Annotated in this window: 25 protein-coding genes; all 25 read left to right on the forward strand. The window is 56.9% G+C overall.

All coding sequences use genetic code 11. The features are described from left to right. Window positions 1–22 precede the first annotated feature (22 nt). The 25 genes from A6M21_RS00770 (at window position 23) to acpS (ending at window position 24488) form a co-directional block, all read left to right on the forward strand. Window positions 23–1387: an MFS transporter gene (locus A6M21_RS00770; RefSeq protein WP_066666000.1), complete on the forward strand. Its 1365-nt coding sequence runs from the start codon at window positions 23–25 to the stop codon at window positions 1385–1387. Between the two features lie 38 nt (window positions 1388–1425). Beyond that, window positions 1426–2103 (forward strand): uroporphyrinogen decarboxylase family protein, encoded by a 678-nt coding sequence (locus tag A6M21_RS19210; protein ID WP_201721810.1) that lies wholly within the window; start codon window positions 1426–1428, stop codon window positions 2101–2103. Between the two features lie 13 nt (window positions 2104–2116). After that, window positions 2117–2434, forward strand: coding sequence for a uroporphyrinogen decarboxylase family protein (locus A6M21_RS19215; protein WP_201721811.1), 318 nt, complete (start codon window positions 2117–2119; stop codon window positions 2432–2434). Window positions 2435–2485: 51 nt separating this feature from the next. Further along, entirely contained in the window at window positions 2486–3124 is a 639-nt protein-coding gene (locus A6M21_RS00780; RefSeq protein ID WP_066666001.1) for a cobalamin B12-binding domain-containing protein, read from the forward strand. Between the two features lie 370 nt (window positions 3125–3494). Continuing rightward, complete coding sequence (locus A6M21_RS00785; protein ID WP_066666002.1) at window positions 3495–5789, forward strand: DNA translocase FtsK; 2295 nt, start codon at window positions 3495–3497, stop codon at window positions 5787–5789. A 186-nt stretch (window positions 5790–5975) separates the two neighbouring features. Further along, window positions 5976–7163 carry a tRNA 2-selenouridine(34) synthase MnmH gene (gene mnmH / locus A6M21_RS00790; RefSeq protein WP_066666003.1) on the forward strand — a complete coding sequence of 396 codons (1188 nt, stop codon included), beginning with the start codon at window positions 5976–5978 and terminating at the stop codon, window positions 7161–7163. Continuing rightward, window positions 7057–7824 (forward strand): RodZ domain-containing protein, encoded by a 768-nt coding sequence (locus tag A6M21_RS19030; RefSeq protein ID WP_427854584.1) that lies wholly within the window; start codon window positions 7057–7059, stop codon window positions 7822–7824. The genes mnmH and A6M21_RS19030 overlap by 107 nt, the downstream gene beginning before the upstream one ends. Window positions 7825–7849: 25 nt before the next feature. After that, complete coding sequence (locus tag A6M21_RS00795; protein ID WP_066666004.1) at window positions 7850–8155, forward strand: hypothetical protein; 306 nt, start codon at window positions 7850–7852, stop codon at window positions 8153–8155. Between the two features lie 249 nt (window positions 8156–8404). Continuing rightward, on the forward strand, window positions 8405–9733 hold the full coding sequence (gene rimO, locus A6M21_RS00805; RefSeq protein WP_066666006.1) for a 30S ribosomal protein S12 methylthiotransferase RimO: 1329 nt from the start codon (window positions 8405–8407) through the stop codon (window positions 9731–9733). Further along, on the forward strand, window positions 9730–10275 hold the full coding sequence (gene pgsA, locus A6M21_RS00810; protein WP_066666007.1) for a CDP-diacylglycerol--glycerol-3-phosphate 3-phosphatidyltransferase: 546 nt from the start codon (window positions 9730–9732) through the stop codon (window positions 10273–10275). Before rimO ends, pgsA begins: the two co-directional genes overlap by 4 nt. Window positions 10276–10298: 23 nt before the next feature. Further along, window positions 10299–10838, forward strand: coding sequence for a hypothetical protein (locus tag A6M21_RS00815; RefSeq protein WP_066666008.1), 540 nt, complete (start codon window positions 10299–10301; stop codon window positions 10836–10838). Between the two features lie 130 nt (window positions 10839–10968). Then, window positions 10969–12444: an AAA family ATPase gene (locus A6M21_RS00820; RefSeq protein ID WP_066666009.1), complete on the forward strand. Its 1476-nt coding sequence runs from the start codon at window positions 10969–10971 to the stop codon at window positions 12442–12444. A 164-nt stretch (window positions 12445–12608) separates the two neighbouring features. Next, window positions 12609–13847, forward strand: a complete 1239-nt coding sequence (locus A6M21_RS00825) for a competence/damage-inducible protein A (RefSeq protein WP_066666010.1) — start codon at window positions 12609–12611, stop codon at window positions 13845–13847. A gap of 102 nt (window positions 13848–13949) precedes the next feature. Beyond that, entirely contained in the window at window positions 13950–15002 is a 1053-nt protein-coding gene (gene recA, locus A6M21_RS00830) for a recombinase RecA (protein ID WP_066666011.1), read from the forward strand. A gap of 15 nt (window positions 15003–15017) precedes the next feature. Next, a complete protein-coding gene (locus tag A6M21_RS00835) occupies window positions 15018–15494 on the forward strand; it encodes a regulatory protein RecX (protein WP_066666012.1) in 477 nt (158 codons plus the stop codon). A 282-nt stretch (window positions 15495–15776) separates the two neighbouring features. Then, a complete protein-coding gene (gene rny / locus A6M21_RS00840; RefSeq protein ID WP_427854585.1) occupies window positions 15777–17300 on the forward strand; it encodes a ribonuclease Y in 1524 nt (507 codons plus the stop codon). Window positions 17301–17451: 151 nt separating this feature from the next. Further along, window positions 17452–17970 (forward strand): hypothetical protein, encoded by a 519-nt coding sequence (locus tag A6M21_RS00845; protein ID WP_066666014.1) that lies wholly within the window; start codon window positions 17452–17454, stop codon window positions 17968–17970. 15 nt (window positions 17971–17985) lie between these two features. Beyond that, window positions 17986–18762: a TIGR00282 family metallophosphoesterase gene (locus tag A6M21_RS00850; RefSeq protein WP_066666015.1), complete on the forward strand. Its 777-nt coding sequence runs from the start codon at window positions 17986–17988 to the stop codon at window positions 18760–18762. A 129-nt stretch (window positions 18763–18891) separates the two neighbouring features. Beyond that, window positions 18892–19152, forward strand: a complete 261-nt coding sequence (spoVS, locus tag A6M21_RS00855) for a stage V sporulation protein SpoVS (protein WP_066666016.1) — start codon at window positions 18892–18894, stop codon at window positions 19150–19152. Between the two features lie 194 nt (window positions 19153–19346). Continuing rightward, complete coding sequence (locus tag A6M21_RS00860) at window positions 19347–20312, forward strand: dipeptidase (RefSeq protein WP_066666017.1); 966 nt, start codon at window positions 19347–19349, stop codon at window positions 20310–20312. 268 nt (window positions 20313–20580) lie between these two features. Next, the gene (locus tag A6M21_RS00865) at window positions 20581–21417 is read left to right on the forward strand and encodes a PHP domain-containing protein (protein ID WP_066666018.1); all 837 of its coding nucleotides are present in this window, start codon (window positions 20581–20583) and stop codon (window positions 21415–21417) included. Window positions 21418–21581: 164 nt separating this feature from the next. Continuing rightward, entirely contained in the window at window positions 21582–22772 is a 1191-nt protein-coding gene (locus A6M21_RS00870) for an LL-diaminopimelate aminotransferase (RefSeq protein ID WP_066666019.1), read from the forward strand. A 162-nt stretch (window positions 22773–22934) separates the two neighbouring features. Continuing rightward, window positions 22935–23201 (forward strand): translation initiation factor 2, encoded by a 267-nt coding sequence (locus A6M21_RS00875; protein WP_066666083.1) that lies wholly within the window; start codon window positions 22935–22937, stop codon window positions 23199–23201. Window positions 23202–23445: 244 nt separating this feature from the next. Continuing rightward, window positions 23446–23880, forward strand: a complete 435-nt coding sequence (locus A6M21_RS00880; RefSeq protein WP_066666020.1) for a DUF3842 family protein — start codon at window positions 23446–23448, stop codon at window positions 23878–23880. A 242-nt stretch (window positions 23881–24122) separates the two neighbouring features. Next, entirely contained in the window at window positions 24123–24488 is a 366-nt protein-coding gene (gene acpS, locus A6M21_RS00885; protein WP_066666084.1) for a holo-ACP synthase, read from the forward strand. Window positions 24489–24660: the final 172 nt, after the last annotated feature.

A 24660-nucleotide genomic window follows, 5' to 3' on the forward strand; every position in this document is an offset into this window, starting at 1 on the left:
TATTTTAGGGAGGTAGTTTGATATGGTAGATAATATAAAAAGGACCGCCTACCGGTTTAGATATGTACTACTGGTTATTTTAACAATATGTTACTCCATACAATACCTGGACCGGGTTAAAACTAATATACTCATGCCATTTATCAGCAAATCAATTGGAATGAATACTGTAGAAATCGGGATCGGTGCAGCATTGATGTTATTATTTTACGGGCCATCGCAGATGATAACTGGATGGATTTGCGATAAAATAGGATCCCGCAAGGTGATGATATTTTCAATATTAAGTTGGAGTGTCTTAACTTATTTGATGGGCGATATGCATTTTGTCGGTGAATATTATTTACGAATGGCCCTGTTTGGTATCCTGGTTGGAACTGAATTTATTCCTTCAGTGAGGTTAATTGTTCGCTATTTCCCGCCTCTCCAGCGGGCGCGCGCGGAGAGCATTGTGTCTTGGGCCTGGATTATTACACCGGCATGGGCGCCTATTCTTTCAACATATATGTTTAAAAGCCTTAATAGCGATTGGCGTGCTGTTTTTCATGTCCTCGCTTTCTTTGGCATTATCCCATTAATACTTGTTTTAACTACAGTGTTTGATAGGCCAGAAAAGAACAAGTTTGTTGGTAAGGAAGAAGCAATAGAATCATATGAAGAAGAGATCGAACAAGGGCTAATTGCTAAAGCAGATATAGAATCTGGAAATGTTGATCTCATAGAAAACAAGGCAAAGGCTAGAGACATACCTCTCTCTAAAATTATTAAAACTCCCGGTTTTATACCCCTGACTTTTGTATATATAGCTGCACAATTGGCCTACTGGGGGGTAATGACCTGGTCAGCAATGTATCTCACCCAGGTATTTAATTTTAACGTGATGAAAATGGGGGTATGGGCGTCGATATACTTTATCGGCGGCGCTGTCGGCTCATTTGGTAGTGGTTGGGTAAGTGACCGCATATTAAATGGACGTCGCAGGCCGATGATTATTCTTTGTTTTCTTCTTATGATTCCTTTTATCATTATTCTGGCCACCTTACAAAAAGGCGTTTCGCCGTATGTGCTTCTTTTAACACTGACCGGAGCGGGGATATTCTCCAATATGGTTTGGGGACCGGCCATTTCCCTGCCTGCCGATATGTTTCCAGTAGAGGTTTATGGTAAAGCAATGGGTTTTGTCAACTGCTTTGCTTATATGTTTGCTGCAGCGTCTCCCTATGTTATGGGTTGGTTAATCATAACAAATCCTGTGACCAAAAATGTTAATTATTTCTGGGCTTGGATTTGGGTTGCCTTTACAGCCATTATCGGAGTTGTAGCTGCATTTAAACTGGTTGATCGGAAAAATGAAGAAACTCTGGTACAAAAGGAAACAATAGCATAATTAGTAATTGTATACTTTAGCATGGAGGTAATCTCATAATGAAACCTAAGGAAAGATTTATGGCTGCCCTTTTGGGGCAGCGACCGGACCGCATCCCGGTAGGAAACCCGGTATCTGTCGCCACTGTTGAATCGATGAAAGCATGTGGAGTATATTTCCCGGAAGCACACCTTGATCCATTAAAGATGGCTGCATTAGCTGCGACCGGGTATGAAATCCTGGGCTTTGATACAGTCGCACCTTATTTTAGCGTACAACAGGAATCAGCCGCATTTGGGTTAAAAATGAACTGGGGAAGCATTGACTCAATGCCAGATGTCCTGGAAAATCCTTATCATGATCCTGATGAAATTCTCATACCAGCAGATTTTTTTGACAGGCCATCAATTACAACTGTCCTGGGCGCTATTAAACACTTGAAGAGTGAGTACGGTAACCATGTTTGTATTGTCGGCAAGGTAATGGGGCCATGGACTTTATCATATCATCTTTACGGTGTCCAGAATTTTCTTTTGGATACGATTTTGGATCCGGATAAAGTCCGCGGTTTTTTGAATAAGCTTAAAGGTTTATCGGTTGATTTTGCCAATGCCCAGTTTGACGCAGGAGCAGATGTGGTTACTGTCGCCGATCATGCCACCGGTGATCTGGTGAGCGGAGAATGTTACCGTGATTTTCTACTTCCCATTCACCAGGAGATGAACGCCAAAAATTAACGGGCCGACTATTTTGCATATTTGCGGGAATACCACTGACCGGCTTGAATATATAGCCCGGGCAGGATTTAAATGTTTCCATTTCGATTCCAAAGTGTCGCCCAAAACGGCTCATGAAAAAGTAAAGGGGAGTATTACCCTGGCCGGCAGTATCAATAATCCCGAAACGTTGTTTAAGGGAACGCCGGATGATGTGCGCAAAGAGACTTTGTTAAACATCGAGGCCGGGGTTGAAATCATTGCTCCGGAATGTGCTGTTCCTTTGACCACCCCCAACCGTAATCTCAAGGCTATTGTGGAGACAGTTGAAGAATACTGCAAAAGCAGATAGCTTAAAAGATATTGAATGTAAAATGAACTAATCATCAAGGAGGATAAACTCGTGTCTTTACTTGCAGAAATCAAAGCGGCGACTATTGCCGGGAAGGCACCGGTAGTCGAGGATCTGACCCGTCAGGCTCTGGAAAACGGACTGACTCTTGACGACATCATAACTGATGGTTATATTGCCGCTATGACTGTGGTCGGTGAGAAATTCAAGAATAACGAGATATTTGTTCCGGAAATGCTGGTGGCGGCGCGGGCGATGAAAATGGGCCTGAAAGTGTTGGAACCGGCCATTACGGCCGCGGGTGAAAGGAAATACCTGGGCAAAATTATTCTTGGCACTGTGCAGGGCGATCTGCATGATATCGGCAAAAACCTGGTCGGGATGATGCTTCAGGGAGCGGGTTATGAGGTGATTGACCTGGGTACGGACGTCAAGGCGGAAAAGTTTATCACCGCCATAAAAGAACATCAGCCCCAGGTCGTCGGATTATCGGCACTGCTGACAACCACCATGCGCTTTATGGGTGAAACGGTAAAAGCAATCGGCGACGCTTACCAAGGTCAGGTCAAGGTGATTGTGGGTGGCGCGCCGGTAAGCGAACGTTTTGCCGGTGAAATTGGCGCCGACGGTTATGCGGCGGATGCCGGTTCGGCTGTGGACAGGGTGCGTGAACTGATCGGCAGGGACTAAAAAAAGCTATCCCGGGCGTATGATTCGTTAAATTACGGTTTATCAGGCAATCAAAGCTCCCCCGGCGTGAGAAAACCGGGGGAGCTTTGTGATTGGCGTTAAACTCCTCCGGGATAAACCCGGAGGCTTCTCCGCGAAGGTTTCTCCGCGAAGGTTTCTCATGTCATAGGAATATTACGGTGAAAAACGACTTTGATATTACCATCCATCAGTACCCGTCTTCCACTGGATACCAAAGTTCCGCCAATTCCCGCTTGCAGGGAATTGTTGTCCATCCACTGGAAAAATCCAGTGGACGTTTTATTTTCTCCTGTGGTAAAATATAGATGTACTGGGACGATCTAGTTTATACTTGCGGGTGGGGCCGGAAATGGTCGTCAAACAAGCCAAAGATCAGATAAAATTTGAGATTGCCGGTATCGCCCTGTTTTCCCTGGCCGTGCTGGGGTTGCTCAGTCTGCTCAATCCGTCGGCCGGAGTGATCAGTTGGGCGGTGGAACGGCTGCTGCGCGGGGTGGCCGGGGAGGGACGCTTCCTGTTCCCGGTTTTGCTTGCTTTGTGGAGCTGGCGGCTGGCCCGCGGGCACGGGAGGGGAAGAGCCCGCGCCGGGCGGCGTTTCGGCGGGCCGGCCCTGCTGTTTCTGGTGGCGCTCGCCCTTTTGCATCTGGCGTTTATTCCGGCCCCTTATACACTGAATGCCGGCTGGGCCGGTGAGGGGGGCGGGCTTTTGGGCGCCGGCTGCGTCTTTTTGCTTCAGGGGTCCTTCGGGCCGGTCGGTACTTATGTGGTGCTGGCCACGCTGACTTTGGTGGGCGTACTGTTAAGCGCCAACGCTCCGTTGGGCGCCTTGTGCCGGCAGCTGGCCGCCGGCACGGCGGGGTTTTACGCTGCCTGGCGGCAGCGTTTGGAAGGATTTCTTTTTACCGAAACAGAAGAGGAGATGCCCGAACCCGTTTCGCCGCCCCCGGCCATGCCGGTGATCATTGACCGGGGCGGCGCCGGTTGCGCGGAACCGGATCCGGCGGCGGCGGACGCCCCGCCGGTGGCGCCGGTGTCCGTGCCGGCCGCTCACCTCCGGGAGGGTAAACCGAAAAACGGCCTGCGTATTGTCTTTCCAACCGGACGCCAGCGCGAACCGGACCGTTTCACGGTTGTGCCGCCGCTGCCGGAGAGCGCCTGGCATTTGCCGCCCCTGACCATACTGGCCCGGCCGTCGCGTCCCAAAAGCGCCCGTGTGACCAAGGACATTACCGAAAATGTGCGCGTGCTGGAGGAAACCCTGGAAAGTTTCGGTGTACGGGCCAAGGTAACCCAGGTTTCCCGCGGGCCGACCATCACCCGCTATGAGATCCAGCCGCCGCCCGGGATCAAAGTGAGCCGCATCGTCGGTCTGGCTGACGACATCGCGCTGGCCATGGCCGCGCCGGACGTGCGCATCGAAGCGCCCATTCCGGGCAAGGCCGCGGTGGGGATCGAGGTGCCCAACCGGGAGATTGCCATGGTGCATTTGAGGGAGTTGCTGGAAACCCCGGAATTTATGGAGGCCCCTTCCCGTTTGACGGTGGCCCTGGGCAAGGATATCGCCGGCAACCCGGTGCTGGCCGACCTGGCCCGCATGCCCCACCTGCTCATTGCCGGGGCGACCGGTTCGGGGAAAAGCGTATGCCTGAACACATTGATTGCCAGTATTCTGTTCAAGGCCTCCCCGGATCAGGTGAAGTTTTTAATCATCGACCCCAAAATGGTGGAACTGGCCACTTATAACGGCATTCCCCATCTGACGGCGCCGGTGGTCACCGATCCCAAGCAGGCGGCCACCTCTTTGCGCTGGGCGGTCAGGGAGATGGAACGCCGCTATGCTCTTTTCGCCGCCGCCGGGGTGCGTGACATCACCCGCTACAACCGGAGCGTAGCGTCCGGAGGCGGGGTGTCCGGACAGCCGGTGTCCGCCGCCGGAACACACTGGCATGCTCCCGCCGCTCCGGCGGCGGACGAAGGTGTGGAACTGCCCCTGATGGTGATCATCATTGACGAACTGGCCGATTTAATGATGGTGGCCCCGGCCGACGTGGAGGATGCCGTCTGCCGCCTGGCCCAGATGGCCCGGGCGGCGGGCATGCACCTGGTGGTGGCCACCCAGCGGCCTTCGGTGGATGTAATCACCGGATTGATCAAGGCCAATATTCCCTCCCGCATCTCTTTTGCCGTGTCCTCCCAGATCGATTCGCGTACCATTTTGGATATGGCCGGGGCGGAAAAGTTGCTGGGCAAAGGGGACATGCTGTTTTACCCGGTCGGTGCGCCCAAACCGGTACGGGTGCAGGGGGCCTTCCTTTCCGACCGGGAAGTGGAAGAATTGGTGGCCTTCCTGAAGCAGCAGGGTGAGCCCCGGTACGAACAGCGTTTTACAGGCGAGGGCGGCCGGGAGGAAGGAAGTCCGGAACTGGAAGATGAACTGCTGCCCCAGGCGGTGCAGATATTCATCGAGTCGGGCCACGCCTCCATCTCACTGCTGCAGCGGCGCCTGCACGTGGGCTACGCCCGGGCGGCACGGTTGATTGATATTATGGAAAGAAAAGGAATAGTGGGTGGCTATGAAGGAAGTAAACCGCGGGCCGTGTTGATGACCCTGGATCAGTACGAGCACGCTTTTAGAAAACGCTAAATTTAATCTTTAGGCGAGAGGAAACCGGCGGTGAATGTAGAAAAAAGGACTTATTGACCGCTGGTTTTCCGCCGGTTTGTGCGGCGGGCGAACGGAAATGATATAATATAAAGAAGTTGGCGAAGCGGGCCGGTGCCGCCCGCAGCTAAGAACCGGGGACGGGGACGGCGGGCGGGAGAGAGGGTTATGCAAAGAAACATTACTGTGCCGGAGGCACTTGACCTTACCGGCGCCGTTCTGGTCGATGTACGTTCGGAAGCGGAATTTGCCGAAGCAACTATTCCCGGCGCAGTGAACATACCCCTGCTCGATAATGTACAACGAGCCCTGGTGGGCGTCGCTTACAAGGAGCGGGGGCCCCAGTATGCCCGGCGGTTGGGCCTGGACTTGACCGCGCCGCGGCTGCCCCGTTTTATAGCCAGTTTCGACCGGTTGGCCGCCGGCCGTCCGGTGGTGTTATTTTGCTGGCGGGGAGGATTGCGCAGCCAGTATAGCGCCGGTTTGCTGGAAGTGATGGGATTTCCGGTATACCGCATTCTGGGCGGGTACAAGGCCTACCGTCGTTATGTCAATGAATACCTGGGACGGGAGTCGTTGCCGCTGCGGGCGGTGGTGCTGCACGGGCTGACCGGCGTGGGCAAGACCCGCCTGCTCACGGCGCTGGCGCAAACAGGAGTGCCGGTGCTGGATTTGGAGGGCCTGGCCGCTCACCGCGGTTCGGTCTTCGGCAAGATCGGCATGCCGCCTTCGCCGTCCCAAAAGATGTTTGAAGGGTTGATCGTACAGGCGTTGCGTCAGGCGCAAACCAGAGGATTGTTCGTGGTGGAGTGTGAGAGCAGGCGGTTGGGCCGGTTGTTGGTGCCGCCGGTGGTGTTCAAATCCATCCAGGAGGGCTACAGGGTGCTGCTTTACGACAGTCTGGAAAACCGGGTGCGGCGCATCCGGGAGGACTACATCCGTGGGCCGGACGGCAATGTGGATGCCTTGCAAAAGGCCGTGGCGGCGCTGGAAAAGTACCTCGGCCGGCAGCGGGTGGCGGAGTTGAACCGGGAACTGGCCGGGGGGGATTTCAACCGGGTCTTTTCCGATCTGTTGACCGGGTATTATGATCCCCTGTACAAATATCCGGCCGGACCAAGCGACGATTATCATCTTTCGGTGGATATGTCCGATTTGCCGGGAGCGGTGGACAAGGTACGGCGGTTTGTGCTGTCCCTGCCCGGGCATGATCATCTCGAGGGAGGTGAAGGTTGTGGAAATCGGCAATATGCTCAGGGAGGCGCGCCTGGCTCGCGGTATTTCGCTGGCGGATGCCGAAGAGGCTACCAAGATCCGGGGCAGATACCTGGAAGCGTTGGAAAAGGAAGCTTTTGACGTTCTGCCGGGCCGGGTTTATGTAAAGGGTTTCTTACGTAACTATGCCCGTTTTTTGGGACTGGACGGCGAGTTGATGGCGGCCAGTTACGACGAACAATTTCCGGCCGTGGATGCGCGGCCGGTGGATATATCCCCGGTTGAAGCCCTGCCCGCAGCGGGGGAAAACAAACCGGCGCCGGTGCGCCGCACGGCCTACCGCATCGCCGGGGCGGCGCTGGTGGTGGCATTGGTGGGCGCAGCGGGCTGGCTGTCCGCCGGGTTGCCCTGGACGCGTGGACATGTGGCTGATCAGCCGCCCAAAAGCAAACCCTCACCGGTGGCGCCGGCCAACCCGGGGACATCCGGCCGGGGTTGGCAGACTGCACCACAGGACGCTTCCGGAACATCCGGTGCGAATACACAGGCCAAAGGCGTGAACCTGGTGCTCAATGTGACCCGGGACAGTTGCTGGATGCAGGTGGTGGTGGACGGCAAAACCCAGTTTACCGGCGAACTGGCCGCCAATCAGTCCCGTGCCTTTAAAGGGCAAAAGAACATATGGGTGAAACTAGGCAATGCCGGTGCGGTCAATGTGCAATATAACGGCCGGGATCTAGGGGCGTTGGGCGGTCCCTACCAGGTGGTGACTAAAAACTTCCCTCCCGCCAATCAGGGATAGCGTTTGATGAAAGGGGCCGGCTGCCATGGATAATTTGATCTGCGCCGCCTGCGGCCGGGAGATGAGCATATACGAGGGGGTGCTTTCCTGGCGCCGTGACGGGGGCGTTTTATCCGGTTTCACCATTACCCACCGTGATGATATTCCGGCCGGGCATAACGCCTTCCGGGAAGTTTTCCGGGTTGCTTCAGTGAACGGGTATATGGCTTTTGTCCAATATTTGTTGACCCGGTGGGGGGAAGGTTATGTTCTGGATCATTCCCTGCGTTGCACTATGGAACAGCTGAGCGAACACATCCATGAACGGCTGGTTCACCTGCTGGGCGAGTAAACGGCCGCATCCGGCGGCCGGGGGTGACATGGGTTGCAGTGCTTAAATTCAATGATACCGGTGTTCTGAAGATCATCTGCCGGGAAATGGCGATGTCCAAAGGCGGGGGTTGTGCCCGGGCCTCTTTTTTGTGTGTGCCGGGACGGCGCAGGCCGCCGGAGGGGGGCTTTATTTCGTCTTTTGACAGCCTCCTTTCTCCTGCGGTATACTGACATTGGACCGGTCCGGCCGGCGGGGAAGGAGACGGGTATGGAACAAACGGTGGGCGTGGTCAGTCTGGGCTGCGCGAAAAATTTGGTGGACAGCGAATTAATCCTGGGGCAGTTGCAGGCGGCCGGCTTTACCGTTACCCCCCGGGCGGAGGAAGCGGCGGTACTGATTGTAAATACCTGCGGTTTTATCACTCCAGCCAAGGAGGAATCGGTCAACACTATTTTGGAACTGGCCCGTTTTAAAACACGGGGCTGTTGCCGGGTGCTGCTGGTGGCCGGTTGCCTGGCCCAGCGTTACGGCCGGGAGCTGCTGGCCGAAATGCCCGAGATCGACGGTGTGCTAGGCACCGGGGCGGTGCCCCGGGTGGCGGATGCGGTTTGGCGCGCGCTGAGCGGGGAAAAAGTGACTTTTCTGGGCGCTCCGGGTTATGATTATGACACCGGCCTGCCGCGCTTGCAGGCTACGCCTGGCTACACCGCTTATGTGAAAATTGCCGAGGGCTGCAGTCACCGTTGCTCCTTTTGCGCCATTCCGGCCATCCGCGGTCCCTACCGCAGCCGCTCCATGGAAGCCGTGGAGGCCGAGGTGGCGGCGCTGGCTGCGGGCGGAGTGAAGGAAGTAATCCTGGTGGCCCAGGATACCACCAGTTACGGGCGGGATCTTTACGGGGATTACCGGTTGGCCTCCCTGTTGCGCCGTCTGGCCGCGGTGCCGGGGGTGGCCTGGCTGCGTCTATTATACTGCCATCCCGACGGCGTCACGGATGAACTGATCACGGCCATGGCCGAAGAGGAAAAGATTTGCTCTTATCTGGACCTGCCGCTGCAGCATATCAACCGGCGCATCCTGGGAGCCATGGGGCGCCGGGGTGACGGACGGTACATCCGCCGCCTGATCGAACGGCTCAGGAACCGCATTCCCGGACTGACCCTGCGCACCAGCCTGATTGTGGGCTTTCCCGGTGAAACGGAAGCAGAGTTCCAGGAACTGCTGGATTTTATGCAGGAAGTACGGTTTGAACGTGCCGGCATATTCAAGTTTTGTCCCGAGGAGGGCACCCACGCGGCCGTCCTGCCCGGCCAGTTGCCGGAGGAATTGAAAGAAGAACGCTATCACCGGGCTATGGCCGGTCAGCAAAAAATATCCCTGGAGCACAACCTTTCCCTGATCGGCCGGAAGGTGGAGGTGTTGGTGGAAGGCCGGCGGAAAGACCGCTACTACGGCCGCACCAGGGGCGACGCCCCGGAAGTGGATGGCCGGGTCGTCTTTACCGGACCGGACCGGGGCATGGCTTCCGGAAGTCTGGTTACCGTGCGCGTACACCGGGCCGGGGAATACGACCTGATAGGAGAGTTAATTCCATGAACTTGCCGAACCGGCTGACACTGGCGCGGATATTTTTGATCCCCATTTTTTTGACAGTGGTCTCCCTGCATGTGCCTTTCGGGGATTATGTCGCTGCGTCCGTGTTTATCCTGGCCGCCAGCACCGATGGTCTGGACGGCTATATCGCCCGCCGGCAGCAATTGATCACCCGGTTGGGCAAGTTGATGGATCCATTGGCGGACAAGCTGCTGGTTTCGGCGGCGCTTATTTCCCTGGTGGAATTGCACCGGCTGCCGGGATGGGTGGCCATGATCATTATCGGCCGGGAATTTGCCGTTACCGGGCTGCGGTCGCTGCTGGCGGCGGAGGGGACCGTGCTGGCCGCCAGTTGGCTGGGCAAGGTAAAAACAGTGACCCAGATTGTGGCTATTGTGGCCCTGTTTTTACAAGACGTTCCTTTTAACGCCACCCGCTTGAGCGTAGGCAATCTGGCCATGTTTGCCGCTGTTTTCTTTACCGTCTGGTCGGGTCTTGATTATTTCAGCCGGGGCTGGACGGTGCTGAAAAAGGGCGGCTTTTAGGCTTTTAAGGAGGGCATATTTCCATGCAGTGGCACGGTTGGCGCATCCCCGTGGTTTTGCTGGCCATGCTGGCCGGGTTGGGGGTATTTCTGGGCGCCCAGTGGCTTTACAACAAATACAGCTATCAGGAGCCCCTGGCCGGTGTGTTGAAACAGAATCCGGCCGTGGCCTCCTTTGCTGTTCACCGCCGGGAGCCCGTGCTGCGGGTGGCGGTGCGCCTGAAACCGGTGAACAATCTGATGGACACCTATCAGGGATTGCAGAAAAGCATCCGGGGAGTGCTGGGCGACAAGGAATTCAAACTGGAAATAGAGGACGACCGGGACAGCCAGCTCAATGAAGCCTACTATTACAGCCAGTTTGCCGTATATGAGGCCGTCGCCCGGGGCAATTACCGCGAAATGGCGGATTATATTGCAGCGCACGCCGCAAAGGTGGGAGCGTCGGCCAGGATATTCCTGGATCAGGACAACATTTACCTGCAAATGAGCCATGGTCGGCATTACCTCTACCAGGTGATCCCGCGCACGGCCAAGATGCCGCCGGCCGTTCAGCAATCCTGAGTCCATGCCGGTGGCAGCGATTCCCTGGTCCATTTGCCGCGATTTATGATATAATTATGGTGTTTCGTTATGTCCTTTGTTGAAAAGGATGGATTAACTGGTTGTCTGGAAACTGGAAAGGAAGGTCGCCATGAAAGAAATAGGGCTGGGTTTGGGCCTGGCCGGTGTGATTTTCCTGGTTATGACCGGCCACGACATTTCCCCGCTGATTTTTCTGGCCGCCGCCGGCGGCGGCCTTTATTACATCGCCCGCTCCCGGGGACTGCTGGCTAAAAATTTTGCCGGCGCCGAGGTGGTTCCCCGGCATGAGATCACCTTTTCCGATATCGGCGGACAAGGGGCGGCCATCCAGGAACTGCGGGAAGCGCTGGATTTCATCAGAAACTATCAGGAAATCAAACGCCTGGGCATTCGTCCGTTAAAAGGAATATTACTCACCGGACCGCCCGGTACGGGCAAGACCCTGATGGCCAGGGCGGCGGCCGGCTATACCGATGCCGCCTTTGTGTCCTGCAGCGGGTCGGAGTTCATCGAGATGTACGCCGGTGTGGGCGCCCAGCGGGTGCGCCGCCTGTTCCAGACGGCGCGGGAAATGGCGGCCAAGCAGAACAAAAGCAACGCGCTGATCTTTATCGATGAAATCGATATTCTGGGCGGCAAGCGGGGTCAGACCACCAGCCATCATGAATACGACCAGACGTTGAACCAGTTGCTGGTGGAGATGGACGGGATGAAGGTGAACGACAAAGTGCGCGTGCTGGTGGTGGCCGCCACCAACCGGGTGGATATGCTGGACCCCGCACTGCTGCGACCGGGCCGCTTCGACCGCCAGGTGAAGGTGGATCTGCCGGACCGGCAGGGCCGGCTGGAGATCTTGAAACTGCACACGGCCAACAAGCCCTTGGCGGAGGATGTCTCCCTGGAGGAACTGGCCCGGGAAACCTTCGGTTTCAGCGGCGCCCACCTGGAAAGCCTGGCCAACGAGGCGGCCATCCTGGCCATGCGTGAAGATTGTCAGGCCATTTTTCACCGCCATTTTCACGAGGCGGTGGATAAGGTGATGATGGGCGACCGTCTGGATCGCCGTCCGGCGGTGGCCGAGTTGCGGCGGGTGGCCATTCATGAAACCGGTCACGCCCTGGTCAGTGAGATGGTCAGGCCGGGTTCGGTTTCCACCCTGACCATCACCCCGCGGGGGCAGGCCATGGGCTACATGCGTCAGACCCCGGAGGACGACACTTACCTTTATACTAGGGACCACCTGGAAAACCAGATTGCTGTCATGCTGGCCGGCGCGGCGGCGGAAGATCTGGTGCTGGGAAACCGGAGCACCGGGGCGGCAAACGACTTTCAGCAGGCCACCCGCACCGCCGGGCAGATTTTGAACACCGGCATGTCCCGCCTGGGAGTGGTGGACGGTGAAACGTTGCCCGTCGGGTTGCGCTACCGGGTGCTCACAGAGATCATCCACGCCCAGGAGGAAAGGGTGAAATCGTACCTGTCCGGGATGAAAGAAACCCTGCTTAAAATTGCCGGGCTTTTGCTGGATGAAGAGAAAATCACCGGTGAGCAACTGCGCCGGATCATCGGCCGGCCGGCGGCGTAAAACCGGCCGGAGGGGGAATAAATATATATAAACGGAAAGGCCTGATACAAGGCCTTTTATTTTTATCCGGGGCAGCGGGATATTTTTCCCGCCCGGCAGGGTTTTGTCTTTGTGCCGGCGAAAACTATCTTGAATTCATGATACCGCAAGGATGTGGAGTATTAATGCAGGCAGAATTGATTTTTACCGGTACCGAATTGTTGTTGGGAGAAGTTTTAAATACCCATGCCCAGTATTTGGGCCAACGGCTGTCCGCTTTGGGCATCGAAGTGGCCAGGCATACCACCATCGGCGACCAGTGGGACCGGTTGGCCGGCATATTGCGCCGGGCGTTGGACCGGTCGGCGCTGGTGATCACCACGGGCGGGCTGGGGCCCACCACGGACGATCTGACCAAGGAGACGGCCGCCGGGGTGCTCGGCCTGGGCATGGTGCTGGATCAACCTTCCCTGGAACAAATCAAGGAATTCATGGCCCGCCGGGGCATGGTCATGCCGGAAAGCATGGCCAGACAGGCCTGTTTCCCCGCCGGGGCGAAAATACTGCCCAACCCGCGGGGTACGGCTCCCGGAGCGCTGCTTGAGCATAACGGCAAAATACTGGCGCTTTTACCCGGCCCGCCCGGTGAACTGCGTGCCATGTTTGAACAATTCCTGGAGCCCTATCTGGCCGGGTTGAGCGATCGTGGTATCGTCGCCCGCTCCCGCTTGCTCAAGGTGACCGGCATTTCCGAGTCGGTGGTGCAGCAGCGCATTGGGGACCTGGGCGGGCAGACCAACCCCGGCATTGCTTATCTGGCCAAGCCGGGGGAAGTGCATGTGCGCATCAGCGCCCGGCATGCAGATCCGGCGCAGGCCGACCGGATGGTGGCCGGCCTGCTGGAAAAGGTGCGTCACCGTTTGAGCGGCTTTATTTTCGGCATGGATGACGAGGTGTTGGAGGAAGTGGTCGGCCGGTTGCTGACGGAGAGCGGTCTTACCCTGGCCCTGGCCGAATCCTGCACCGGCGGGCTGATTGCCGCCCGCCTGACGGCGGTGGCCGGCAGTTCGGAATATTTTCTGGGCGGAGTGGTGGCCTATCACAACCGGATTAAAGAGCAGGTGCTCGGTGTGCCGGCGGAGGTTCTGGCAGCCTACGGGGCGGTGAGCAGGGAAACGGCGGTGGCCATGTCTGAAGGGGTGCGCCGTTTAAGCGGCGCCGATTTCGGCCTGGGCGTGACCGGTATCGCCGGTCCGGGCGGCGGTTCGACCGGCAAGCCGGTGGGACTGGTTTATATCGCCCTGGCCGCAGCGGACGGGACCTGCTGCCGGGAATTCCATTTTCCCGGCCGGCGTCAGGCCATCCGCCAGGGCGCGGCCAACACCGGGCTGAATATGATCCGCCTGCGCCTGCTGGCACAGTAACCGGCGGCAACCAGTTGTCCAAGACGGGAATTTTTATTGACAGTTGAAGGCAGGCGGGGTAAAATATGTTCGAACATTTGTTTTGAGAGGGGGCGGAAATAATTGAGCGAACGGCAAAAAGCGCTGGAAACCGCATTGGCGAACATTGAAAAGCATTTCGGCAAGGGCTCCATTATGAAGCTGGGTGAGGCGTCGGCGCGGTTGAATGTAGAGGTTATCCCCACCGGGGCGCTTTCGTTAGATATCGCCCTGGGGGTGGGCGGTGTGCCCCGGGGACGGGTGGTGGAAATTTACGGCCCGGAATCTTCGGGCAAAACCACCGTGGCCCTGCATATTATCGCCGAAGCACAGAAAGCCGGCGGCACGGCCGCCTTTATCGACGCCGAGCACGCCCTGGATCCGGTTTATGCCGGCAATCTGGGGGTGGATATCAACAATCTGCTGGTGTCGCAGCCGGACACCGGCGAGCAGGCGCTGGAGATTTGTGAGATGCTGGTGCGCAGCGGGGCGGTGGATGTAGTGGTGATTGACTCGGTGGCCGCGCTGGTGCCCAAGGCGGAAATCGAGGGGGAAATGGGAGACGCGCATGTGGGACTGCAAGCCAGGCTGATGTCCCAGGCATTGCGCAAGTTGACCGGGGTGATCAGCAAATCCCGGACCACGGCCATATTTATCAATCAGTTGAGGGAAAAAGTGGGGGTCATGTTCGGCAATCCGGAAACCACGCCCGGCGGCCGGGCGCTGAAGTTTTACGCCTCCGTGCGTCTGGAGGTGCGCAAACAGGAGACGTTGAAGCAGGGCACCGATGTGATTGGTACCCGTACCCGGGTCAAGGTGGTTAAAAACAAAGTGGCCCCGCCGTTTAAAATCGCTGATTTTGACATTATGTACGGTACGGGCATTTCCCGGGAAGGGACCATCCTGGATGTGGCCACAGAACTAAAAATCATAAACAAAAGCGGTGCCTGGTTTTCTTACGGGGAAGAGCGTTTGGGCCAGGGCCGGGAAAATGTCAAGGAATACCTGCGCGAACACCCGGATTTGACCGGCCAGATTGAAAGCCGGATCCGTCAGACGTTGAATATGGGCGGCGTGAAGGCACCTTCGGCGGTGGAAGAGGAGAAACCGCCGGAACTGGCCGAAGAGCAATTGTAAGGCTGGTGAGCGTCATTGACGGAGCAGGGGGATTTTCAGCGGGCCAGGGAGCGTGCCTGCCGGTTGCTGGCCCGGCGTGCCCGCAGCCGGCAGGAACTCGCCCGGCGGTTGGCCATGGCCGGATTTGAGCCGCCGGTGATCGGGCAGGTGCTGGACAGGTTGCAGGAAGCCGGCCTGCTGGACGATCTGGCCTTTGCCCGCCAGTGGGTGAGCTGGCGCCTGGCGGAGCATCCGCTGGGCCGGACCGGACTGGATTACGAATTGCGGCAAAAAGGTGTCCCGGCGGAGATTATTGAACAGGCACTGGCCGGTTTGGACGAAGAAAAGCAGTTTCAGTCCGCACTGGAACTGGCCGGGCGCCGCCGGGAGCGGATGGGGGAACGTTATGCCTGGCCGAAAGTGGCGGCGTTTTTACAACGGCGGGGATATAAATATGATATCATATTCCGTGTATACCGTTGTCTGGAAGGGCAAACGGGGGATAAGCCTTGACATTCGGTGCAAAAGAAGATAAAATTAGCTTTGGGAGAAAATTGAATTGGCTGCTGCTGGAGCGGGCTTGAAATAGATGACAATCCAATATCCAATAATCCCGGGGCATGGGGCGGTTTTGGTTGGCTTTGCTCAAACCGTTTATTGGAACTAGTGGGGTTTGATCCTGCCTGTTTCCATAAAATAGCATACCGATTCTTTTTCTACCGAGGGTTACTCGGTCTTTTTTTTGATCATGCATAAGAGGAGGTGAATATTGTCATGCAAAGCTACACATCATGGATGGTTTTATTGATTATCGGCATAATAGTGGCTTTTTTGGCCGGATATCTTTTAAGGAAGTATCTGGCGGAAGCAAAAATCGCCTCGGCCGAAGCGGAATCCCGCAAAATTGTGGAAGAAGCACAAAAAGTGGCGGAAGCCAAAAAGCGGGAGGCCATTCTGGAGGCCAAGGAAGAAGTACTCAAGCTGCGCAATGAAATGGAGAGGGAGAACAAGGATCGCCGGTCCGAGCTGCAACGCCTGGAAAGACGGTTGGTTCAAAAAGAAGAGACTCTTGACCGCAAAATTGAAGGCATTGAGCGTAAAGAGGAAACTTTGAACCGCAAGGAAGCGGAAATTGATCAGATCAAGACCAGTTTGCAGGAAGTATATCAACAACAGGTCGGTGAACTGGAGCGGATTTCCGGTTTTACTTCCGAACAAGCCCGCCAGCAGTTGCTGTCCGACGTGGAAAAAGAAGTGCAGCATGAAGCGGCCCTGATGATCAAGGAAATTGAAAACAAGGCCCGGGAAGAAGGGGAAAAGAAAGCCCGCGAAATTATCTCCCTGGCCATACAGCGGTGTGCCGCCGATCACGTTACGGAAACCACGGTAGCGGTGATTCCGCTGCCCAGTGATGAGATGAAGGGGCGTATTATCGGCCGGGAGGGCCGGAATATCCGGGCGTTTGAAACATTGACCGGGATTGATCTAATTATTGATGATACTCCGGAAGCAGTGATTCTGTCCGGATTTGATCCGATCCGGCGTGAAATCGCCCGCATCGCCCTGGAAAAGCTGATTGTCGACGGCCGTATCCACCCGGCCCGGATTGAGGAAATGGTGGAGAAAGCACGCAAGGAAGTGGAAAACGAGATCCGGGAAGCCGGCGAACAGGCCACCTTTGAAACCGGTGTGCACGGCCTGCACCCGGAGTTGATCAACCTGCTGGGGCGGTTGAAGTTCCGCACCAGCTACGGGCAGAATGTGCTCAAGCATTCGATTGAAGTGGCCCACCTGGCCGGATTGATGGCGGCAGAACTGGGGGTGGACGTGCAGACCGCCAAGCGGGCGGGTCTTTTGCACGACATCGGCAAGGCAGTGGACCATGAAGTGGAAGGGCCGCACGTGACCATCGGCGTCGACCTGGCCCGCAAATACCGGGAGCATGGTGAGATTTTGCATGCCATTGCCGCCCACCACGGAGATGAGGAACCCAAAACAATCATTGCGGTGCTCATCCAGGCGGCGGACGCCATCTCAGCCGCCCGCCCGGGCGCCCGCCGGGAAACTCTGGAAGCCTATATTAAACGGCTGCAAAAGCTGGAGGATATTGCCAATTCATTCGAGGGCGTGGATAAATGCTATGCCATTCAGGCCGGACGGGAAATCCGCATCATGGTCAAGCCGGACAAGGTGGATGACCTGGCCGCGGTGCGCCTGGTGCGGGAAATCGCCAAACGCATTGAAACCGAACTGGATTATCCGGGACAGATCAAAGTGACCATCATCCGGGAAACCAGGGTTGTGGACTACGCCAAGTAATAAGGAAAAATGACCCCGCAGTGCGGGGTCATTTTTCCTGTACTGTCATAAATTTTTTTGCAGCGGTTTTCGCCTGCCGGCAGGATTATAGTAAATCAAACCGAATTCATAACATATTCGCCGGTGCGCGGAATTAAGGAAGGTGACGGTTTTGGGCGTCGCATACTCGGGTAAGGAAGACGTGACCGACAGCGTGGGGCTGCTGATTTCCATACTGGTACGCTATCCGGAAGTGGCCACGATCAATTTCGATCCGGACAGACAGGTGCTCAAGTTTACATTTATTTCATCCCAGGTGCTCGTGCCTGCGGATATGGGCGAAATCAAGGAAAAATTGCTGGACAGCATTGCTGTTTTTAATATACTGGAAAACAGGGAAACCCGGCTCAGCCGGATCGACTGCCAGGTTTGCGAACAGTTGACCATGATCGAGGTGCAGCGGGATGTGGAAACACTGGTCCAGGAAGAAATCGCCCTGATTGTGCAACTGCTGCGCCTGCAGCTGGACAGGCATCTGGTTACCGACGATAATGAGCCGCTATTCGAAGAGGACCTGCTTATACAGGAAGAAATAATCGAACATATGCTGGAGAGCATCAGGGACGCCAGCGGGGACAAGTACCTGTTTGCCTTCCGGGAAGAAGGCCGGGTGCTCGTCTTTAACAAATAGGATGGGGGAAACACGGTGCGTTTTTTGATGGTCGGGGATATTGTCGGGGCGCCCGGCCGGCGGGCAGTCCGGGAGAATGTCCCCGCATTGCGTTCCGGCATGAAAATCGATTTTGTGATCGCCAACGGCGAAAATGCAGCCGGCGGCAACGGCATCACCCGGGAGGTGGCGAAAGAGCTGCTGTCCTGCGGGGTGGATGTGTTGACCATGGGCAACCATGTCTGGAATCATAAAGAGGCTTTAAATTATATTGCCGGAGAAGAGCGCATGGTCCGGCCGCTGAATTATCCGCCCGGTGCACCCGGAGCCGGGGTGCGCATTTTTGAACTGGAAACAGTGAAAATTGCCGTGGTCAACTGTTCCGGACGGATTTTTATGGCCAGCCTGGACTGCCCCTTCCGGGCCATGGATCAGGTGCTGAACGCTCTTGAGGGCAAGGCGGGCATTATACTGGTGGATTTTCACGCCGAAGCCACGTCGGAGAAAGTGGCCATGGGCTGGCACCTGGCCGGGCGGGTAGCAGCAGTCTGCGGTACACACACCCATGTGCAGACGGCCGATGAACGCGTGCTGCCGGGAGGTACGGCTTACATTACCGATGTGGGCATGACTGGTCCGCGGGATTCGGTAATCGGAGTGAAAAGGGAACTGGTGCTGGAAAAGTTCATTTCCCAGCTGCCCCGCCGTTTCGAGGTGGCCGTCGGTCTTTACCAGTTTAACGCCGTTCTCATTGACATTGATGCAGAAACGGGTGAAGCGGTGGAAATCAGGCGCATACAAAATTATGAATAGTCAGAATACCGGGATAAATTTTTGGGCATGTAAAAAGGAATTTATCTTTCAATAGCGAATATAGATGAAAAAAAGGTGCTGAAAAGTATGCCTGGAACATTTTTGCCCACACTAGAAGGAGGTCGACGCATGGATGTATTAAAAGTTTCAGCAAAGTCCAGTCCAAATTCCGTAGCCGGCGCGCTGGCCGGAGTACTCAGGGAGCGCGGCTGTGCCGAGATTCAGGCCATTGGCGCAGGCGCACTGAACCAGGCGGTCAAAGCGGTAGCAATTGCCAGAGGATTCGTCGCACCAAGTGGAGTTGACCTGATCTGCATACCGGCCTTTACCGATATCATTATCGACGGTGAGGAAAGAACGGCCATCAAGTTGATTGTCGAACCGCGATAGCATCCAACCGACAAACTAACCGGCAAACCTGTTTGTTCATCGGAATAAACAGGTTTTTTAATGAGCACAGCACATTGGACGTCAGCTTCTACGGCAGGGTATCCGGCTGAAAGGCCGGTTGCCGGCCGGATGCTTGCGCTTTGTTTTTTTGGGGGCACAATCTATTATTTGCAGGTGAAGGGGGATATTATTTGATGATTGAACATACTGATTTGCACCGGCGCTTGACTGTGGTGGACGCTCACTGCGATTTCCTGTCGGCGGCGGAAAAGAACAGGCGCCGTCTGTCCGGCGGCTGCGGGGGGCATGTTGATTTGCCCCGGCTGAAAAAAGGCGGCGTTTCCCTGCAGTTTTTTGCCGCCTTTGTTCCGCCGGAGGAACGGGAACTGGCCTTGATCCGGGTAATGGAACAGATAGACTTCTTTTACCGGGAACTCGCGGAAAACGCGGACGCCATCATGTCCGTATACAATTATCCGGATATTGAGAAGGCCTGTGCGCAGGGGAAAATAGGAGCACTGTTGTCCCTGGAGGGGGGCGATGCGCTCACCGGACGGCTGACTGTGCTGCGTATGTTGTACCGTCTTGGACTGCGCAGCATCACCCTGACCTGGAACGGCCGCAATGAACTGGCCGACGGGGTGGGCGAGTCCGGCACACGCGGCGGGTTGACCCGCTTTGGCCGCGAAGCGGTAAAAGAAATGAACCGGCTGGGTATTTTGATTGACGTTTCCCATCTGGCGGAACCCGGTTTCTGGGACGTGCTGGCAGTGTCCGGCGGTCCGCTGATTGCCTCCCATGCCAACAGCCGCCGCCTGTGCTCCCACCCCCGTAACCTGAGTGACGACCAAATCCGGGCCTTGAGCGCCCGGGGTGGAGTGATCGGTTTATGCTTCTACCCGCCCTTTGTTGACGCGGACAACGCTACCCTGGAGCGCCTGCTGGACCACGCGGAGCATATCATTTCGGTGGGCGGCGTGGAGTGCCTGGGTCTGGGGTCGGATTTCGACGGCATTGAGTCCACGCTTGCCGGGCTGGAGGATGTGTCCTGCCTGCCCCGCCTCACGGAGGGGCTGGCCCGGCGGGGATATCCTGAAGAGGACATCAGCCGCATAATGGGCGGCAATTTCCTGCGGGTGCTGAAAACCGTTCTCAAGTAAAGCCCGCCCCCCGCCTTCGCTTTCGCCTGGAGGCGGGAACTTTCCGGTTCATTGACCACTGCGGCTGTGCGGGTTTTTCGCAATCCTTGCAGGTGTATGTCCGGCTGATCCCTTCTTTCTGCGCCTTATCTTAAAATCAAAGTTACTTTCGGGCCATAGCATATTGGCGTGTGTTGCCTATTGGTGAATAGGGAACATTAAACGTCATCTTGAAGGAAATCGGCATTTTTACGTCGAAGATAGCCAAATACGTATGAGGAGAAAAACTATGGCCGCTGATCTGCATGTACATACCACCGCCTCGGACGGTACCGGAACGCCGGCGCAGGTGGTGGCGATGGCGAAGGGGTTGGGTCTTGACGCCCTGGCAATTACCGATCACGATACAGTGGCCGGAGTCGTCCCGGCACTGGCCGCCGGGCGGGAGCTTGGACAGGTGGTTTTGCCGGGGGTGGAACTGGGCACCCGGTACGGCGGCCGGGAGATTCACATGCTCGGCTACCTGATCGATGTCAATGACGGACCGCTCCTGTCCACACTGGAGATGTTCCGGCATGACCGGGAGCAGCGGCTGGAAAAGATGCTCGCCCGTTTGGCCGGCCTGGGCTTCCCCCTGACCCGGGAGCAGGTTGCGGCGGAGGTGCGGGGCGGGGCGGTGGGGCGTCCGCATGTGGCCCGGGCGCTGGTGAAGACCGGGGCGGTGTCTTCCCTGGAGGAGGCTTTCGATCTTTACCTGGGTGACGGCCGGCCGGCCTACGTACCGCGCTTGAAATACACGCCTGAAGCGGCGATCGGGTTGATTCGCCATGCCGGCGGGGTGGCTGTGCTGGCTCATCCGGGCCTGAGCCGGTGCGATGAATTGATCCCCGGTTTAGTCCGGGCCGGCCTGCAGGGCCTGGAGGTTTATCACCCGGAGCATGATGCCGCGGCGACGGAGCGTTACCGGATGCTTTGCCGCCGCTGCCGGTTGGTGGGCACCGGGGGTTCCGACTTTCACGGACTGGATCACCGTAAACACGGTCGCCTGGCCGCAGCCACCGCCCCTGGTGAAGTGGTGCGGGAGTTGAAGGAACTGGCCGGGGGAAAAAGCCGGCGCACAAGTTAAAGCAGCCGGCGGGTGTTTTTTACAGCTTGCCTTGTGACCCGGGAACGGACAATCTGCCGGATATTCCATCCGGACACACTTTTGGCCGTTGTTGGACGGGAGCCCGTATGCAGGGAAACTTTCGCGTAATATTTATCTCTTAATCAGTTGAGGTGTTGACCAAAATGCAACTGGCACAGCGCATGCAAAAATTGAGTTCGGCCATTTTCAACGAAATGGAGCAATTTAAAAAAAAGGTGGAAGCCCGCGGCGTGCAGGTGATCAATCTGGGCGTGGGCAGCCCGGACCGGCCGCCGGCCCCTCACATCATTCAGGCGCTGCACCGGGCGGTGGACAATCCCTTGAACTACCGCTACCCGATGGAAGGACTGCCCGGGCTGCACCGGGCGGTGGCCGGCTGGTACCGGCGCCGTTTCGGCGTGGAACTGGATCCGGAAAAAGAAGTACTGGTGCTCATGGGTTCCCAGGACGGTCTGGCCCACCTCGCCCTGGCCTGCATCAACCCGGGTGATGTGGCCCTGGTACCGGATCCCGGTTACCCCATTTACGCCTGCAGTATCCTGTTGGCCGGCGGGGAACTCCACCCCATGCCGCTGCTGGCGGAAAACCGCTTTTTGCCCGATCTGTCCGCCATTCCGGTCGAAGTGTTGCAACGGGCGCGCTTGCTCTGGCTCAACTATCCCAACAACCCGGTGGCTGCTTCGGCGGACCGCTCCTTTTTTGAACAGGTGGTGGATTTCGCCCGCCGGCACGATATTCTGGTTTGCCATGATGTGGCCTATGCCGAACTGGCCTATGACGGTTTTAAACCGGCGAGTTTTCTGGAAGTGCCCGGGGCGCGGGAAGTGGGTATAGAATTTTATTCCCTGTCCAAGACATACAACATGGCCGGCTGCCGTGTCGGCTTCGCCCTGGGCAATGCCCGGGTGCTGGAGGCGCTGGGGCGGGTGAAATCGAACATTGATTTCGGGGTTTTCCGGGTGGTGCAGGAAGCTGGTATCGCCGCCCTGGAGGGTCCGCAGGACTGTGTACGGGAAATGGCCGCCACTTACCAACAGCGCCGGGATGTGCTGGTGGACGGCCTGGTTTCGCTGGGCTGGCGGATGCCCAAGCCCAATGCTTCCATGTTTGTCTGGGCGCCCCTGCCGTCCGGCTATGCCTCTTCCCGGCAGTTTGCCCTGGATCTGCTCGAAAAGGCCGGCGTGCTGGTCATCCCCGGACTGGCCTTCGGTGAAAAGGGAGAGGGATATGTGCGTATCGGCCTGGTGCAGGAGGAAGAGGTGCTGGCCGAAGCGGTGGAACGGATTGCCGTTATGTTCGGACGCGGAAATATTTCCTGCGCTGTCCGCGGGTAAACTGATCCGGATATGACCTTTCAAAACGGGAGTGCGATATTCCAGGTCGCCCGGATGCCCTTTGATGCCCGGTTGCGCTTGCACCGGCCCCTCAACCACGTCTATGGCCTGCCGGCCCGGCATATACTAGCGTTAGATGACCTGGTACGGGGTGATGGCGCCATGGACGGCTGTTCCGAAATGGAATACCTGCAGCAGCGGGTGCAGGAACTGGAAGCAAAGGTGGAGCAACTGCGCTTGAGCCGGCGGGTATTGATGAACCTGATTGAAAAGATGGAGAAGGAAAAAATTTATTTTCAAACCCGGCTGGAAAAGGAAAACCGCAAGTTGCACCGGGACAATTACCGTTATGCCCGCTGGCTGCTGAAAAAAAACCTGCGTATTATGGAACTGGAATCCAGACTGCAGGAGCATGATTCAGCAAATTAGCATTTATCCACATATTGTGCATATGTTTGTGGAAAATCTGGTTACTACTGACAGAGGAATCATAAAATGACAGGTTATATATTAATCCGACAAAAACGTGTTTTCAATCCACTGACAGCGTCTGGCGGGATAAGCATGGACGGACTGCGTTTTTGCTTACCCGGAGTGCTTTTTTGCCCGTTACCGCTTGGGAGAGGACCGGCAGCCGGTGCATTCCCGGTCTAAATTGAAATGGGGGTTGTTGATGCGTATTGCAGTAGTGGACGGGCAGGGCGGCGGTATCGGCAAGCACATCATGGAGAAACTGCGCCGGGAATTACCGGACGAGGTGGAATTTCTCGCCCTGGGCACCAATGCCCTGGCCACTTCGGTAATGCTGCGCGCTGGAGCCAATGAAGGGGCAACTGGCGAAAATGCGGTGATCTTCAACGCCCGCCGGGTGGATTTGATCACCGGTCCGGTAAGCATTCTTTTCCCCAACGCCATGCTGGGCGAACTCACTCCGGCCATGGCCGCGGCGCTTGGCGGCAGCCCGGCCCCCAAGGTGCTGCTGCCGATTGTCCGGGGCGATGTGGAACTGGTGGGGATGCGCGCCGAACCCCTGCCGCACTTGATTGACGAGCTGGTGCTCCGGGTCAAGGAGTACGTACGCCGCGGCGGTGGACATGCCGCCGGGTGATGCGTGCCGGAAAAGACAGCCGTCATGCGCGCCGGTTTTACAGTTTCCGGCGGGGAACGGTGCGGCGGTGAACGCACAGTAAACGGTGGCGGTGGAAACTGATCCGGCGCCGGGTTGTTTTGATGGTGAAATGTGCGATATGCATCCGGCATTACCGCCGGGTATCCGGAAACGGCCGGGACGTATCCGGTTGGTGCGTTACCGCGGGTGATTTCCGGTGTTGTTTCGGGGGGGATGGAGTTTTGCATTGTGGCATTGATCTGGTAGAGGTGCCGCGGATTGAACGGCTGGTGGAAAAATACGGCCGGCGTTTTACCGGGCGGGTTTTTACCCCGGCCGAGCAGGTTTACTGCAGCAGCCGCCGCAAGCAGGCGCCCCACTGGGCGGCCCGCCTGGCCGGCAAAGAGGCGGTGGCCAAGGCTCTGGGAACAGGTCTGGGCCGGGTGGCCTGGACGGATATCGAGATTATCAAACTCCCTTCCGGTGAACCGGCTGTCAACTTGTACGGTGAAGCCCGCAGCCGGTTGGAATTCCTGGGAGGCGGGGAAGTAAAAATATCACTCAGTCATACGGATAATCATGCTGTAGCCATCGCCCTGCTGGAATAGAACGTGATTTACCTTTCAGCCTTTCAGGGAGCGGTGTCCGGTCACAAACCGGATTTGTCCGCCGGGTTGTCCGTCCGGAACCGTCAAGGATGCAAGTATATACCGGCGGGCGTCCCGCACCGGCGGATCGCCGGGCGGGAAAATATTCGCTCCACCGGCAGGAATTTTAACA

Source organism: Desulfotomaculum copahuensis (genome assembly GCF_001655685.1).
GTDB lineage: Bacteria > Bacillota > Desulfotomaculia > Desulfotomaculales > Desulfovirgulaceae > Desulfotomaculum_G > Desulfotomaculum_G copahuensis.